This is a genomic window from Phenylobacterium sp. LH3H17, from assembly GCF_024298925.1.
Taxonomy (GTDB): Bacteria; Pseudomonadota; Alphaproteobacteria; order Caulobacterales; family Caulobacteraceae; genus Phenylobacterium.
In genome coordinates, this window is sequence record NZ_CP101283.1 from 1790391 (window position 1) to 1805770 (window position 15380).

14 protein-coding genes are annotated in these 15380 nt (G+C 69.4%); 8 read left to right on the top strand and 6 right to left on the bottom strand.

Annotated elements, in window-relative coordinates; translation table 11 throughout:
• Window positions 1-54: 54 nt before the first annotated feature.
• The 4 genes from M9M90_RS08735 to M9M90_RS08750 are packed head-to-tail and all read right to left on the bottom strand — an operon-like array spanning window position 55 to window position 1980.
• Complete coding sequence (locus M9M90_RS08735; protein ID WP_254836772.1) at window positions 55-312, bottom strand: hypothetical protein; 258 nt, start codon at window positions 310-312, stop codon at window positions 55-57.
• A complete protein-coding gene (locus M9M90_RS08740) occupies window positions 309-848 on the bottom strand; it encodes an isochorismatase family protein (protein WP_254836773.1) in 540 nt (179 codons plus the stop codon). The genes M9M90_RS08735 and M9M90_RS08740 overlap by 4 nt, the downstream gene beginning before the upstream one ends.
• Window positions 845-1477 carry a GNAT family N-acetyltransferase gene (locus M9M90_RS08745; RefSeq protein ID WP_254836774.1) on the bottom strand — a complete coding sequence of 211 codons (633 nt, stop codon included), beginning with the start codon at window positions 1475-1477 and terminating at the stop codon, window positions 845-847. Before M9M90_RS08745 ends, M9M90_RS08740 begins: the two co-directional genes overlap by 4 nt.
• Complete coding sequence (locus M9M90_RS08750; protein WP_254836775.1) at window positions 1477-1980, bottom strand: hypothetical protein; 504 nt, start codon at window positions 1978-1980, stop codon at window positions 1477-1479. Before M9M90_RS08750 ends, M9M90_RS08745 begins: the two co-directional genes overlap by 1 nt.
• Window positions 1981-2142: 162 nt before the next feature.
• On the opposite strand from M9M90_RS08750, the gene M9M90_RS08755 reads away from it, so the two are divergent.
• From M9M90_RS08755 to M9M90_RS08785, 7 genes are all read left to right on the top strand, one after another.
• Window positions 2143-3126 (top strand): LysR family transcriptional regulator, encoded by a 984-nt coding sequence (locus M9M90_RS08755; RefSeq protein WP_254836776.1) that lies wholly within the window; start codon window positions 2143-2145, stop codon window positions 3124-3126.
• Between the two features lie 95 nt (window positions 3127-3221).
• A complete protein-coding gene (locus M9M90_RS08760) occupies window positions 3222-5651 on the top strand; it encodes an ATP-binding protein (RefSeq protein ID WP_254836777.1) in 2430 nt (809 codons plus the stop codon).
• Between the two features lie 185 nt (window positions 5652-5836).
• On the top strand, window positions 5837-6433 hold the full coding sequence (locus M9M90_RS08765) for a TetR-like C-terminal domain-containing protein (protein ID WP_254836778.1): 597 nt from the start codon (window positions 5837-5839) through the stop codon (window positions 6431-6433).
• Window positions 6434-6497: 64 nt separating this feature from the next.
• Entirely contained in the window at window positions 6498-7625 is a 1128-nt protein-coding gene (locus M9M90_RS08770) for a ferritin-like domain-containing protein (RefSeq protein ID WP_254836779.1), read from the top strand.
• Between the two features lie 99 nt (window positions 7626-7724).
• Window positions 7725-8768 carry an FAD-binding oxidoreductase gene (locus tag M9M90_RS08775; protein WP_254836780.1) on the top strand — a complete coding sequence of 348 codons (1044 nt, stop codon included), beginning with the start codon at window positions 7725-7727 and terminating at the stop codon, window positions 8766-8768.
• Window positions 8765-9934: an acyl-CoA dehydrogenase family protein gene (locus tag M9M90_RS08780; protein WP_254836781.1), complete on the top strand. Its 1170-nt coding sequence runs from the start codon at window positions 8765-8767 to the stop codon at window positions 9932-9934. Before M9M90_RS08775 ends, M9M90_RS08780 begins: the two co-directional genes overlap by 4 nt.
• Window positions 9935-10095: 161 nt before the next feature.
• Window positions 10096-10935, top strand: coding sequence for a transglycosylase SLT domain-containing protein (locus M9M90_RS08785; protein ID WP_371876929.1), 840 nt, complete (start codon window positions 10096-10098; stop codon window positions 10933-10935).
• Here the strand turns inward: M9M90_RS08785 and M9M90_RS08790 are convergent.
• Both M9M90_RS08790 and M9M90_RS08795 read right to left on the bottom strand, forming a co-directional pair.
• Window positions 10932-12128: a CaiB/BaiF CoA-transferase family protein gene (locus M9M90_RS08790; protein ID WP_254836783.1), complete on the bottom strand. Its 1197-nt coding sequence runs from the start codon at window positions 12126-12128 to the stop codon at window positions 10932-10934. The genes M9M90_RS08785 and M9M90_RS08790 overlap by 4 nt on opposite strands.
• A 76-nt stretch (window positions 12129-12204) precedes the next feature.
• Window positions 12205-14019 (bottom strand): ATP-binding protein, encoded by a 1815-nt coding sequence (locus M9M90_RS08795; protein WP_254836784.1) that lies wholly within the window; start codon window positions 14017-14019, stop codon window positions 12205-12207.
• 165 nt (window positions 14020-14184) lie between these two features.
• Here M9M90_RS08795 and M9M90_RS08800 point away from each other — a divergent pair, with 165 nt between their 5' ends.
• Window positions 14185-15333 carry a DUF2336 domain-containing protein gene (locus M9M90_RS08800; protein ID WP_254836785.1) on the top strand — a complete coding sequence of 383 codons (1149 nt, stop codon included), beginning with the start codon at window positions 14185-14187 and terminating at the stop codon, window positions 15331-15333.
• Window positions 15334-15380: the final 47 nt, after the last annotated feature.

Sequence of the window (15380 nt, forward strand, 5' to 3'; positions counted from 1 at the left end):
GTGAAGTGGACGTTGCGCCGCAGCGCAGAGTTAATATGCGCCTATTGAGAGAATTCAACCGTTCGGGCCGCGATCCTGAAGGATGGCGTCAATCTGGTCGAGGACCGCCAGGGCTGTTTCCTCGCCATGACTCTCGCATATCTCGCCGGCCCGCTGAATGATGCATGACAGGGCCGCCAGGTCCCGGGGGCCCAGCAGGCTGGCCATCTGCAACAACTGTTCGGTCTCATCGGACCGCGGTATGGCGTCGCCGCCAAGCGCCTGCGACAGGATGGGACGGCCGCGAATCTCTGAGGGAGTCTTTAGGGTCATGGGGCGTTGGCCGCGGCGAGCGCCCCGGCGTCCTCTGTAAACAGCTCATGGGAATCGATGATGCGGACCATCGGCGACAGGGATACGAGCGGCGCGGCCATGGCCTGGCGCAGGGGCAGCTCGTCGCGGGCGCCCAGCGCCACGGCGTCGCGCACCACCTCGATCGACAGGTCCCGGTCGACGGCGGCGAAGGCGGTGGCCAGCACGCTGTCGCACAGAGAAAAGCCGATCAGGGCCAACGGACCGCCATAGGCGCTCGCCGTCTGACTGAACCCGCGGTGCGAGAAGGCCGACGGGCCGTTGCGCAGATAGACCGGCTCGCTGGGCAGGGGTTCCAGGCCCGCAATGGGCCGGCCGGCTTCTAGCGTCGCCTCGCGGCGATGAACATGCAGCACCGGCCAGCGCCGGCGGCGCGCTTGGTCCAGGACGCGGCGGCAGGCCTTGATGGCGCGCTCGGCGCTCTCGCAACCGGCTCCGGCGGCCACGCGGCCGCGCTGGAGATCCAGGCAGACCAGGACGGAGGGGCCGCACCTCATGGGGCGACTGCTCCGAAATTGGCCGCCGGCCGCGCAGTGGAGCGGTCCAGCACGCCGGCCTGGTCCCAGGCTCCCTCCGGTCGCAGGAGCTCCAGGGCGGGGCTGTCGAGGGTCAGGGCGTCGGGCGGCGGCGCGCCTTCGACGATCATCTCCACATAGTCGTGGTCGGACACCACGAAGCTGCGGCGATCCTCGCGGACCCTGGCGTTGAAATACTGTTCCCAGAAGGGGATCAGGCGCACCTGGCCGTAGCCGAGGATCTGACGGTAGTTCTTCTTCTCGGCCAGCCGCTTGGCGGCGAGGATCAGCATCAGCGTCGCCCGGCCGCGCCGGTATTCGCGCCGCACCGCCACCCGCTCGACCTTGGCGAAGTCGGCGAACCAGCGAACGCGCAGGGTCCCGATCGGCTCGCCGTCGCGGCGCAGCACCAGGTGAGTGGACCCGGCGAAATCGTTGCCGTCGTATTCCTCGTGATACGGGCAGGCCTGCTCGCCCATATAGACCAGGGCCCGCACCGCCATGGCCTGCATCACGTCGTCCAGGGTTCGGCAGACGGTGACCACCAGTTCGGCCTCGTCGATCTCGGTGGCGGCGCGCGCCTCCAGCGGCAGGCGGACATTGGCGTTCATCAGGCGGCCTTCCTCTGTCTGCGCCAGGCCGGCGCCATGACGAGCCCGCCCGGTCCGGGGACCGGATGGGCGCCTATGCGCTTGAGCAGGGTGCGTTCGCCGCCGGGGGTTGCGGCGCGTCCGTAGAGCGGAAGCTCAGGGTGGATCTCGCGATGCAGCCGGATCGCGCCGGTCATGACGGTCGCGCGACCGCGCCAGGTGGCGCCGGCCATGCCCCAACCGTACCAGGCTTCGACCGGATCCCCGGGCCGGGCGACGAGCTCGAGGTCCGGCTGGATTCCGTTCAGCACGCCCGCCGCCAGGGTCGCCCGCGCCGCCGGTTTCAATGGGAAGACCGCGATCACGCCGGCCAGCTCGCCGTCAGCGCTCGTGAGCGCGAAGGACGAGCACCCGGTCCAGGCCTGCAGCAGACAAAGGGTTTCGACGCTGGCGATGTGGGGGCCGACGGTCCGTGCGGCCAGGTCCCGGCCGGCGATGATCTGGGTCTCGTCGGCGAGGGTCATGCCCAATTCGGCGAGGCCTCGAACCGTTCGTTCAGCGAAATCCCGGATAACTGTCATCGCGGCGGCCTTCTTGTGCGAAGCGCCTATTTGGTAGAGCGTCTGCAGCGGACTGGGCGCCCTCGAACTTCGAATGGGGGCGCCACGGTTCTGATGGGGATCTGGATGGATACGCGAGACGGCGCGCGCGCCGACTGGGACGACATCAAGACCTTCGTCGCCGCGGCCCAGGCCGGCAGTTTCGGCGCGGCGGCGCGACGCCTGCGCACGACCCAGCCAACGGTCACCCGCCGCATCGACGATCTGGAGACACGGCTGGGGACCCGCCTATTCGACCGCGGCCTGCGGGGGGTGACGCTCACCCGTGCGGGGGAGCAGGTCTACGACCGCGCCCTGACCATGCAGCGGGCGTCCGTCGAGATCGAGCGCCTGGCGCTGGACGGGGAACGGCCCGAAGCCGGTGACGTGACGATCGCCGCGCCCGAGGGGATCGGCGGCTTTGTCGTTGGTCCGGAAATCGCGGAATTCATGAAGGAAAACCCGGGTATCAGGCTGGGCATCGACTGCGGCTTCTATCCGGAGAATCCGGTGGATGCCCATGTCGACCTGTCGATTCAGCTCACCGACGCCTCATCGGCGCCCGAGATGGCCGCGACGCCGCTGGCGACCCTGCACTACGCCCTGTTCGCCAGCCAGGACTACCTGGACACGTATGGGGCCCCCACGCGGTTGGAGGCGGCCGCGGGCCACAGGTTCGTCCATCACTCCGCCCAGGTCCGCGAACGGGGTGACTGGGGGGCGAAGACCACGGCCTTCATGGAGCTCGCCGGCCCCGCCCTCGTCCTCAATTCCTCGACCGCCATGCTGCACGCCATCCAGCGGGGAGCCGGGATCGGCGCCATCCCGACGGCGATCAGCAGCCTGGAACCCGACCTCGTCATGCTGGACATCCCGCCGCTGGCCTCGGCCACCTTGTGGCTGTGCCATCACCGCGAGGCGATGAAGTCGGCGCGGGTGGCGCGGGTGGCCGATTGGCTGGTCTCGATCTTCGATGCGCGCGAGCGACCCTGGTTCCGGCCGGAGTTCGTTCATCCCTCCGAATTCGCCGGATGGTCCTGGCCGGCCGCCACGGCCGGGGTGCGCCGCTAGGCCGCGGATTGCCCGGCGCGGGCTCAATCCGACCTTAACCTTGTTCGACCACGCTTCAGCCTCCGTAAGCGAAAACAAGAACATGGGGAGTTCGGATGTCGGGCGAGGGGGCGGCGACTCCAGACGTGCGTCCGTTCGGCCTGGAGATATCCCAGGCGGTCTGTGATCGTGCCACGCGCCTGGCCAAGACCCTGTTCGGCGCCGTGGATGCCCGCATCGTCCTGGTCAACGGCGACGCATTCTGGAGCAATCGCGACTCGCAAGGGAAGACTGTCGAGAGCCGGCCCCCGGCCATCGACATCATACTGGAGAGCGGGGAGCTGCTCTGGGTCTCCGACGCCCGGCTCGACCCACGCTTCAGTCACTCACCCGCGGTGGCCGGTCCGCCGTATGTCCGGTTCTGCGCCGGCGCGCCGATCCTGCTGGCGGACGGGTCCTGCGCCGGTGTCGTGGGCGTCACCGGCTTGGAGCCGCGGGCCTTCAACCAAAGCTTGGCCAACCGCCTGGCCGATCTCGCGGACTTCGTCGCCGACGAGTGGGACCGCGCCCAGGCGACCCGGGCGCGCGAGGCTGCTCAGCGCGAGAACGCCGAGCTGTCAGCGACCATGGGGGCGATCTTCGGCGCCTTGCCCGGGACGGTAGTGCTGACCGACCATGATCTGAGGGTGATCTGCTGCAACCCTGCTTGGGCCCGACGGATCGGCTACGAGGTCAGTCAGGTGATCGGACGCTCGCTCTATGAGGTGTCGCCCTGGGCCGAAGGCCACCGCGACAGCTACGCGCGCTGTCTTGCCGGCGAAACCGTACGCCACGAGCGTTTTCCAGGCGCCGCGGCCGACGGCCGCGCCGTCTGGACCCAGATCGAACTCGCGCCCTGGTGGAATGCGCGCGGCGAGGTCGGCGGCATGGTGGCGGTCAGCCTGGACATCACCAACATGGTCGAGGCCCTGGACGAGACCAGGCGCTCCGAGGAGCGGCTTACCCTGGCCATGGAGATCGCCGAGCTGCATGTCTACGAGGTCGATTGGGCCCGTCGCGAATTGATCAAGACGGGAAGCGAAGACACCTTCTTTTCCGAACCGAAGACCTACAAGGAGCTTCATGCCGACATCTTCGGCACCATAGACCCGCGCGACCGCGCCAAGGTCATGCAGGATTGGGACCGACACCTGAATGAGGGTGTCCCTTATCGCCCGGAGTACCGGGTCGCGCGCAACGACGCCAAGGAGGTCTGGGTGCAAGGCGCCTGCCGGCTGATCCTTGACGAGAGGGGCCAGCCGCACCGGCTGATCGGCGCGCTTCAGAACATCACCGAACGCAAGGCCGCCGAGCGGGCGCTCCTGCAGGCCAAGGAGGACGCCGAGACCGCCAATCGCGCCAAGTCCACCTTCCTCGCCACCATGAGCCACGAAATCCGCACGCCGCTGAACGGGGTGCTGGGCATGGCCCAGGCCATGGCCATGGATGGCCTGACCGCGCGTCAGCGCGACCGGCTGGACGTGATCCGCCAGTCTGGCGAGACCTTGCTGGCCATTCTGAACGATGTGCTGGACCTGTCGAAGATCGAGGCAGGCAAGCTCGAGCTGGAGGAGGCGCTGTTCGACGTCGCCGAGCTGGCCCGCGGGGCGCATGCGGCTTTCAGCGCCATCGCGAGCAAGAAGGGGCTGGCCTTCGACCTGGCGATCGCCACCGCCGCTCAGGGAGTCTATCGCGGGGACTCCACTCGCGTGCGGCAGATCCTCTACAACCTGGTCTCCAACGCGCTCAAGTTCACAGAGACGGGCGAGGTGCGCGTCACTGTGGACCGCGTTGACGAGGCCCTCCGACTGACCGTGGCCGACACCGGGATCGGCATCCCGGCCGAGCGCCTCGCCACCCTGTTCCAGAAGTTCGAGCAGGCCGACGCTTCGACCACCCGCCGTTATGGCGGCACGGGCCTGGGCCTGGCCATCTGCCGTGAACTCGCCAGCCTGATGGGCGGGGTCGTCGACGCTTCCAGCGCCCCGGGCGCGGGCACCACCTTCGTGGTCAGCCTGCCGCTGGCGAGGATCGGCGACAGCGTGCCGCTGCCCGCTCCGCCGCCGTCACCCGCCGAGAGCGGACCCGGGAACGGCGAGATGGCGACCCGGCCGCTCCGGGTGCTGGCGGCCGAGGACAACGCGGTCAACCAGCTGGTGCTGAAGACCCTGCTGCAACAGGTCGGCATAGATCCGGTCATCGTCAACAACGGGGCTGAGGCCGTGGAGGCCTGGAACCGTGAGCCCTGGGACGCCATCCTGATGGACGTCCAGATGCCCGAGATGGACGGTCCGACCGCCACGGGGATCATCCGCGGCCGCGAGGCGGCCGGGGACCGCCCACGGACGCCGATCATCGCGCTCACCGCCAACGCCATGGCCCACCAGGTGGCCGAGTACGCCGCGGCCGGCATGGACGGCTTCGTCGCCAAACCCATCGAGGTCGGGCGGCTATTCGACGCCCTGCAGGCGGTGCTGGAAGCCCGGGATGCGGCGGAGGCGGCCTAGGTGTCCAGCCGGAACTGGACCGGCAGGTTGCGAGGGCAGCCTGGCGCGCGGTTCTAGGTAATCGGCGGTAACTCTGACGCGGGCGGGTCTCGACATTGGCACGCAACGCGGGGGACAATGCGTCATGTCATTGGCCGGAGCCTGGACCATGAGCCCCAACCCCGCCCGAGCCGGGAGATCGCCTGATGCCCTGGGCTGACGCCGATTCCGGCCGCCGGCGCGGCTATCATGTGGGCAACCTGCGCATCCAGCTGCTGGACGAGGCGCGGACCCTGCTGCGTGAGGGCGGGATCGCCAAGCTGAACCTTCGGGCCCTGGCGGCGCGGGCCGGTATCGCGGCGGGGTCGGTCTATCACCACTACGCCAGCAAGAACGCGCTGCTGGCGGGCCTGGCGGCCGAGGGCTTCGGCGAGCTGGAGGCGGCGCTCAGCCATGCGGCGACCTCGCCGGAGGGCACGCCGATCCGCGCCTCGGCGCTCGCCTATTTCGGCTTCGCGCGCAGCCAGCCCGGGGTCTACGGCCTGATGTTCGATCCGCAGATCCTGGCCGAGCCCGAGGTCAGCGCCGCCCGCGACCGCGCCTTCGAGGTGCTGAAACAGGTCATCGGCCACGCCGCCAGCCAGCAGGACCGCACCGAGGAGCAGGTGTACAAGGTCGCCCTGGCGGTCTGGGCCTGCGGTCATGGTGCGGCCTCGATGACGCTCGCGGGCGGGGAGGGGGCTCAGACCCCGCTGATGGAAGACGTCATCCAGGGCCTGGAAGTGCTGTTCCGGCGGGACTGACGGCGCGCTATCCAAACGTCGTTCACCGGAATCTCCTCCAGGTTGCTGTACCGGGAGGAAAAGAATGGCCGACGGCAACATCACCAAAGACGTCATGTATGACGCGGTGGCTCCGAACGACTTCGAGTCCATGCTGGAACTCGATCGCTACAACGCTCGCTCGACGGCGTTCGACAAGATCATCTCGGCCACGCACGATCACTTCTGGGATCCTCTTGACCCGAAGTACATCGACTTCACCGCCCCCTGGGACATGGAGAACGAGGCCCTGCTGCCCGACGACCAGATCATGTCGCTGGGCGTGCCCTATGTCTTGGACCACCTCGAGAAGACCGGCCAGAAGGCCAAGTTCATCAACGAGATGGCGCTGTGGAACTTCTCCTCGATCCTGCATGGCGAGCAGGGCGCTCTGAACCTGTCGGCCAGCCTCTGCCATGTGCTGAAGGATCAGGGGGCCCAGGAGTACGCCGCCAATCAGACTCGCGAGGAAGCCCGACACGTCACGGCCTTCGCCAAGTATATCAAGGCCCGCTGGGGCCGGCCGCGGCCATGTGGCGCGGTGCTGAAGCAGCTCCTGGTCGACATCATCGAGGCGCCGGAAGTCTATAAGAAGATCATCGGTATGCAGATGCTGGTGGAAGGCCTGGCCATGGGGGCTTTCGCCGCGGGCTTCCAGTTCAACCGCGACCCGCTGGCCAAGAAGCTGTTCCAGCTGGTGATGACCGACGAGGCCTTCCACCACAAGTTCGGGAAGATCTGGGCGGACCGCACCATCCCCAGGATGACCCAGGACGAGCGCGAGATGGTCGAGGACTGGGCCGCGCACTGCTTCCAGTCGCTGCTGTTCAACATGGGCTCGCCCAACCAGCAGGCCGGCGTCTACGCCGACTTCGGGCTCGATCCCGACCGGGTCCGCGCCGAGTTGGTCGTCCTGATCCAGAACGACGATCGCCGTCGCGAGCGGCTGAAGAGCCAGACCAATATCTTCCGGGTGCTCATCAAGACCCTGCTCAACGCCGGCCTGATCACCGATCGGACCCGTTCCTTCTACGCGACCTATGTCGACATGGAGGAACTCAAGGCCGAGGGCGACAAGATGGTCGGCGACGACATCGCCGAGGAGGGGATCAAGTACCTCCAGGAGATCAACTTCAAGGACCGCGGCCGCGCGATTTCCATCGCCGCGGAATAGGCGCTGCCTGCGCTCTGACGACCTGGCGCCCGCCGTGCGAACGGCGGGCGCCTTTCGTTGCGAGCTTGATTTCGCGCTCGAAGACGGCTGGTTAGGCGCATGGCCAAGCGGGTGAAGATCACGGTGGCGGGCGCCGGAGCCCTGGGGCTGACCACGGCCCTCGCCCTGGCCGACTCTGGGGCCGAGGTGACGGTGTTCGATCCGGCGGACCCTCTGGACAACGCCTCGGGCGTGGCCGCCGGCATGTTGGCGCCGGCCTTCGAAAGCGTGCTGGACCCCGCCGCCGCGCCGCAGTTCGACCTGATGTTGGCCGCTCGGAACCTGTGGCCGGCCCTGGAGGCGCGGATCGGCATCGTGGTCGACCGGGCCGGCGCCGTGGCGGTGGGCGAGGCCGACTTCCTGGCCCGCACCGAGGCGGGGCTGCGCTCGCTGGGCCTGCATCCCACCGATCTTCCCCGCCAGGCGCTGGAAGACCTCGCGCCGGGCCTCGCCCCGGCCTGGGGCCGCGGTGTGCTGATCCGCGAAGACTGGCGGATCGAGGCGGGCGTCGCCCTGACCGCCCTGCGCGCGGCCTGCGAGGCGGCGGGGGTGGTGTTTCGCAGGGAAGCGGCCCGCGGCTTCGAGGGCGGAACGTGGCTGGTGATCGCCACCGGCGCCGCCCGTGACCTGGCCGTGGTCGCGCCCGAGATTTCGGCGCTCAGTCCGATCAAGGGCCACATCCTGCGCAGCCAGGCCTGCGCCTATGACGGGATCGTGGTGCGCGGCGAGGGCGCCTATGTCACCGCCGCCCCTGGCGCCATGACCATTGGGGCCACCATGCAGCCCGGGTGCGGCGACCGCGAGGTCGATCCGGCGGAGGTCTCGCCCCTGCTGGCGGCCGGGGCGCGGCTGTTCCCGCAGGTCTCGGGGGCGGCGTTCAGCGCCGCCGCGGGCGTGCGCGCGGCCACCGCCGATGGCTTGCCCATGGTCGGGCGCGGCCGCCATCATGGGGTCCTGCTGGCGGTGGGCGCGCGGCGCAACGGCTGGCTGCTGGCGCCCCTGGTGGGCCGGATCATCGCGGCTTGCGTGACGGAAGGGGAAGCCGCGCCCTATGCCCAGCGGCTGGACCCCGCGCGGTTCAGCGTGTCTGGGGAGGCGAAATGACCGGATTCTGGCTGACGCAGGAGCAGGAGGCCATCGGCGAGAGCGTCGCGCGCCTGTGCGCCCGGTTCGACGCCGACTACTGGCGCCGGACCGACGAGACCGGTGAGTTCCCCGAGGCCTTCGTCGCGGCCATGGTCGAGGCCGGCTGGCTGGGCGCGGCCATGCCGATCGAACTGGGAGGCTCGGGCCTGGGCCTTACCGAGGCGGCGGTGATGATGCAGGCGGTCGCCCAGTCCGGGGCCGGGTTCTCCGGCGCCAGCGCCCTGCACCTCAACATCTTCGGCCCCATGCCCATCGTGAAGTTCGGCAGCGACGAGCAGAAGCGCCGCCACATCCCACGGCTGATCGCCGGCGAAGACAAGATGTGCATCGGCATCACCGAACCCGACGCCGGCCTCGACACCACCAGCCTGACCACCAAGGCCACCCGGACCAACGACGGCTACGTCCTGCAGGGCCGCAAGACCTGGACGACCTCGGCCCAGCGCGCCAACAAGATGCTGATCATCGCGCGCACCACTCCGCGCGACCAGGTGACAAAGTCGACCCAGGGGCTCAGCCTGTTCTATATCGACTTCGACCGCACCAAGATCGAGGCCAAGCCGATCCCCAAGATGGGCCGCAGGGCGGTCGAATCGAACCAGGTCTTCATCGACAACCTGGAGATCCCCGCCGACAGCCTGATCGGCGAGGAGGGCAGGGGATTCTACTACCTGCTGGAGGGGCTGAACCCCGAGCGGGTGCTGTTCGGCGCCGAGGCCGTGGGCCTGGGCCGCGCGGCCCTGGCGCGCGCGGCGACCTACGCCAAGGAGCGGATCGTTTTCGGCCGGCCGATCGGCCAGAACCAGGGCGTCGCCCATCCCCTGGCCAAGGCCTGGGTGGAACTGGAGGCCGCCAACCTGATGGCCTTCAAGGCCGCGGCCCTCCACGACGCCGGCCGCGACTGCGGGGCCGAGGCCAACGCGGCCAAGTATCTGGGCGGGGAGGCGGGGTTCAACGCCTGCGAGGCCGCGGTCCTGGCTCATGGCGGCATGGGCTACGCCAAGGAGTTCGACGTCGAGCGCTACTTCCGCGAGGCCATGATCGCCCGCATCGCGCCGATCAGCCGCGAGATGGTGCTGAACTACATCGCCGAGCGGGTGCTGGGCCTGCCCAAGAGCTATTAGGGATCCGGCGCCGTCAGTCGAGGAAACAGTGGGCGGACTTCAGGGGGCCCGGCCGAAGCCTTCGTTGGCAAGCCGAATGGTGACGCTTTCACGTCGGAATGGTGCGCGCTCCGGTCGCGTCTTGGTTAGCGCGCCGTTAACCATGTCGGCGCAAACCAGGGATCATGGCCATCCATGGAATCCGGGGCGTCGTCGAAGCCGCGATCCAGCGCGCGTCGAATGCGACGGGCGTGGATTTCAGCTTTCTCATGGGCACGGCCGCCCGTGAGAGCGGCTACAATCCAAAGGCCAAGGCGTCGACCTCCTCGGCCGCCGGCCTGTTCCAGTTCGTGGAGCAGACCTGGCTCTCCACCCTCAAGCAGCACGGCGCCAAATACGGCTACGCACGCTACGCCGAGCTGATCCAGAAGGGCTCGGACGGCCGCTACCGGGTCAACGGCGCCGAGGCGCGCAAGGCGGTGATGGACCTGCGGATGGACCCGCACGCGGCCTCGCTGATGGCGGGCGAACTCACCTCGGACCACGCCTCCTACCTCAAGGGCCGCACCGGCCGCACCCCGACGGCGGGCGAACTCTACGCCGCTCACTTCCTGGGCCCGCAAGGCTCGGCGCGGCTGATCGAGGCCATGCGCACCCGGCCAGGCGCCAGCGCCGCCAGCATCTTCCCCGACGCGGCGGGCGCCAACCGCTCGATCTTCTACCGCGACGGCCGCGCCGCCACCGTGGCCGAGGTCTACGCCAACCTGACCAAGACCGGGGGCTCGGCCCGGGCGACCGCCGACAGGCCCGCCACGCCGGAGCCGCAGGGCGGCTTCATCCAATACGCCTCGGCGCGCCAGGGCGCGGCCCAGCGCGACCAGGACGCCTTGGTCGAGATCATCCTGCGCGGCTCCCAAACCCGCGACGACGCCGCCGCCAGCGTCAGCTCGCGGCTGGGCGGCTCCATGTTCTCCAGCGAGATGCTCCGCGTCCTGGCCGAGGCCCGCGACAAGGCGAGCTAGACCGCCGCTCCGGCCGCCACCATCGCCTCGATCTGCGCGGCGGAATAGCCGAGCTCGGCGAGGACTTCGTGGGTGTGCTGGCCAAGGCGCGGCGAGGCGGGACGCCGATCGGAGTCGGCGCCCGGGAAGCGGGCGGGCGCGGCGGGCGAGCGGAAGGTTCCGCCGTGTCCGTCCTCCACCTCGACGATGGCCCCGGCGGCCTGGACCTGCGGGTCGGCGGCGACCTCGGCCGGGGTCTGGACTGGCGCCCAGACCAGGTCGGCCGCGTTGAGCCGCCTGGCGATCTCCTCGAAGTCCAGGGCCCCGAAGGCCGCGTCGAACTCGGCGACCAGGGCCCGGTTGTTGACCCGCCGCAGCTTGCCCGAGACGAAGCGCTCGTCCGTGGCCAGCTCCGGTCGTCCGCAGGCCTCCGTGATCAGGGCGAAGTCCTTGGACGCGCCGCGCGGATTGAGCACGAACCAGCGCTCGTCGCGGCTCTTGTAGAAATTGGCCACGGGATCGAAGGGGTCGCTACGCGGGCGGTTGGAGGCGAGCTTGCCCATGGCCAGCTGCACCGCCAGGTCGGAACTCACCGCATAGACCCCGGTGGCCAGCAGCGAGGTCTGCACCAGCCGGCCTTCGCCCGTCCGTTCACGCTCGTAGAGCGCGGCCAGTATCGCCGAGACGGTGGCCAGCGAGGTCATGTGGTCGCCGACCCCGGTGCGCAGGATGTGCGGGTCCTGGCCCTTGGGCGCATGCATCCGCGCCACCCCGGCCCGCGACCAGAACGCGGTGACGTCGAAGCCGGGCAGGTGGGCGTCCGGCCCCTCCAGGCCGTAGCCGGTGACCACCGCATAGACCAGGCGCGGATTGGCCGCGCGCAGCGTCACATCGTCCAGCCCCGCGCGCTTCAGCGACGCGGGCCGCACATTGGTCAGGAAGACATCGGCCTCGGCGGCCAGCCTGGCCAGGGCGTCACGGCCCTCCGGCTTGGAGATGTCCAGGACCACCGCGCGCTTACCCCGGTTGTCCAGGTCGAAGGTCGGGTTGATCGAGATCTCGCTCTTGGCGTCGGCGAAGACGTGGCGCATCGGGTCGCCCTGCGGCCGTTCGACCTTGATCACCTCCGCCCCCCAGTCGGCCATGACCCCGGCGGCGCCGGGCGCGGCGATATAGGAAGCGAACTCGACGACCTTCAGACCCTTGAGAACCACGCACATCCCTCCCGAACTTTTCGGCCATAGTGACCGCTGGGGGATGGCGCCTCAAGGGCGCGCGGCATGTCCGAGCCTAGGCGACGACGCGTATCTGCGGTTCGTCGCGTTCCACGGCGATGGCGTCGGCGACGGCGCGGGCCACGGCCGCGACGCTGACCGGCTTGCGCAACACCGCGTCGGCGCCTGCCTGGGTGCATTCCATGGCCTCGGTCGCGTCGCCGCCGATCACCGCGACGATCGGCACGCGGCGCATCGAGCCGTCCAGGGCGCGGATGGCGGCGATGGTGGCCGGCCCGTCCATGTTGGGCATGCGCCCGTCGATCATCAGCAGGTCGAACTCACAGACTTTGGAGAGGTCCACGGCCCGGCGGCCATCGATGGCGTGCACCACCTGATGGCCCAGTTGCTCGATCACGGCGCGCAGCATGGCGGCGTTGAGCGCGTCGTCCTCGGCGATCAGCACCCGCAGGGCGCGGCGCTCCACGGCGATCGGGGCGGCGGCTTCGGCCGCCTGGCCGTCACGGTCGGGCAGGGCGTTGATGTCATAGGGCAGTTCGAGCCGGAAGCACGAGCCCACGCCGACCGCGCTGTGGCCGGTGAGTTCGCCGCCCATGAGCCGCGCGAGCTGGCGCGAGAGGGACAGGCCCAGGCCCGCGCCGGAGGTGCCGGCGCTTGTCCGCTCGATGCGGTGGAAGGGTTCGAAGGCCCGATCCAGCTCGTCGGTGGCCAGGCCCGGACCGGTATCGGCGATCTCGATGGCCAGGCGTCCGGAGCCTGCCAGTTCTATCCGCGCCTCGACCCGGCCGCGAACAGTGAACTTGAGCGCGTTGCCCAGCAGGTTGGCGAGGATCTGGCGAGCCCGGTGCACGTCGGCGATCGCCGCGCCGCGGTCGGCCATGGCGAGTTCGGGAGATACGTGCAGGTTAATCTCCAGCGCCTTGGCCGAGGCGTTGGGCCGGTTGAGCAGCACCAGGTCGCGGATCAGGGCGACCGGATCGAAGGGGCGTGTGTCCACCGACAGCCGCCCGGCCTCGGCGGTCTCGGAATCGAGCGTGGTGTTCAGCACCGAGATCAGGTCGTTGGCGGCGTCCAGCGCCGCGGCGAGCTGTTCGCGCGAGGGCGCCGAACGCCCGTTGTGGCCGACGGCCGCCGAGAGCACGTGGGCGACCCCCGTCAAGCCGTTGCGGATCTCGTGGCTGAGCGTGGCCACCAGGTCGGACTTGGACCGGGCCAGCTTGTTGGCGGCGTCCACCATTCCGGCGCGGTCGGCGATCAGCACTTCGCGCTCGACGGCCAGGGCGAACTGGCTGCGCAGGATGCGATTGACGATGAGGGCGAGCGCCAGGGCCAGCGCCACAGCGCCCCAGGCGATGTTGGCGAGTTCACGCGTCTCGGGCCTGGAGAACAGGAAGAACAGCGGACCGGCCACCGCGGCCGATCCCAGGATCAACAGGCTGGGCAGCCAGGAGGCGGCGAAGAAGATGACCACGATCGCCGCGGCCAGGGACATCAGCAGCAGGGGCTCTCGCGCCAGACCTGCCCCGTCGGCGAAGGCCGACATCTGGGCGACGGCGGCGGCCCAGAGCAGGCCGCTGAAGATCTGGATGCGCCCGCGCATGGCCAGGTCGGTTCGGGCCTCGGGCCGCTTCAGCCAGTTCACCACGGCGTAGAAGGCGCCCCAGGCCGCGGCGAAAATGGCGAAGGTCCCGCTCATCCAGACCGCGTTCTCGGCGTGAGATCCGGCCCAGACATAGGCTGGCAGGCTGACCGAAAAGACGGCCAGGGCGTAGGGGAGCAGCGCGGTCTGGGCGTCCAGCGCCTGCTGGGTGACCGAAAGCCCGCCGCGGTCACGGGTTTGCTCGGGGGTCCGCTCGGTCTGGTCAATCATCAAATCGAGCTCCTCGGTGACGAACCGCAAGTCTAGTCGCCGCAGGGTTTGCGAGGGGTTTACGAGGCCCGCTAATCCACACCTTCCAGGGCAACCGATCATTAAGCCTAACCAGCCATTATCGCCCTCGGAGCCTTCGGTTCCGGGCTGGGGTGAGGCGGAGAAATGGCGACCACGCGCGCGGCGCTGACGGACGACGATATACGCACGCTCGTTAAGGGCGCGACGCCCGACGAGCGCGCCGTCGCCGCGCACCGGCTGTGCCGCTCCATCGAGACCGCCACGCTCTCCGAGGAGGAGCGCGCACAGGCCCACGAAATCCTGCGGGTAATGGCCGTCGACGCCGCCGAACTGGTGCGCCGGGCCGTGGCCGTGACCCTCAAGAACTCCTCGGTAGTGCCGCGCGACGTGGCCCTGACCCTGGCCCGCGACGTGGAGAGCGTCGCCCTGCCGATCCTGGGCGCTTCGCCGGCCTTCACCGACGAGGACCTGGCCGAGATCGTCCGGCTGGGCGGGCCGGTGCGCCAGGTTGTGATCGCCAAGCGCCCGCGGGTGTCGCAGGTCGTCACCGCCGCCATCGCCGAGCATGGGGTGGAGCGCGCGGTCGAGGCGGCCTGCGCCAACGACAACGCCGATTTCGCCGAGGCGACCCTCCAGCGCGTGATCGAGCGCTTCGAACAGTCCGAACGGGTTCTCGCCGCGGTCGCCTACCGCGACGCCCTGCCGGTCTCGGTGACCGAGCGGCTGATCGACATGGTCGGCGACGCCGTGCGCGACCACCTCCTGAACCACCACGCCGTCTCGCCGGAACTGGCGCTGCAGATCGCCATGGGCGCCAAGGAGCGCGCGACCATCGACCTGGTCGACCAGGCCGGCCGCACCAGCGACGTGAGGGCCTTCGTCGCGCACCTGAACAAGAACCAGCGCCTTTCGGCATCCCTGCTTCTGCGGGGCATGGCGCACGGCCACATGACCTTCCTCGAATGGGGCCTGGCCGAGCTGGCGGGGGTGCCGCACCATCGCACCTGGTTGATGATCCATGACGCCGGCCCGCTTGGCCTGCGGGCGATCTATGAGCGGGCCGGCTTGCCGGCGCGGCTCTATCCGGCCTTCCGCTCGGGCGTGGACACCTTCCACTCCATGGAGTTCGACGGCGGGGCCCGCGACCGCGAGCGCTTCCAGGAGAAGATGCTGCAGCGGTTCCTCACCCAGCCGACCGCCGCCTCGCGCGAGGATGTCGACTACCTCCTGGAGAAGATGGACCGGATCTCAATCGAGACCCGCAAGTCGTTCCGCGCCGAACAGAGCGCCTGACCTAGGGTCAGACTTGCGTGCGGGCGCCGAGGCTTTCAAGCTGGCGC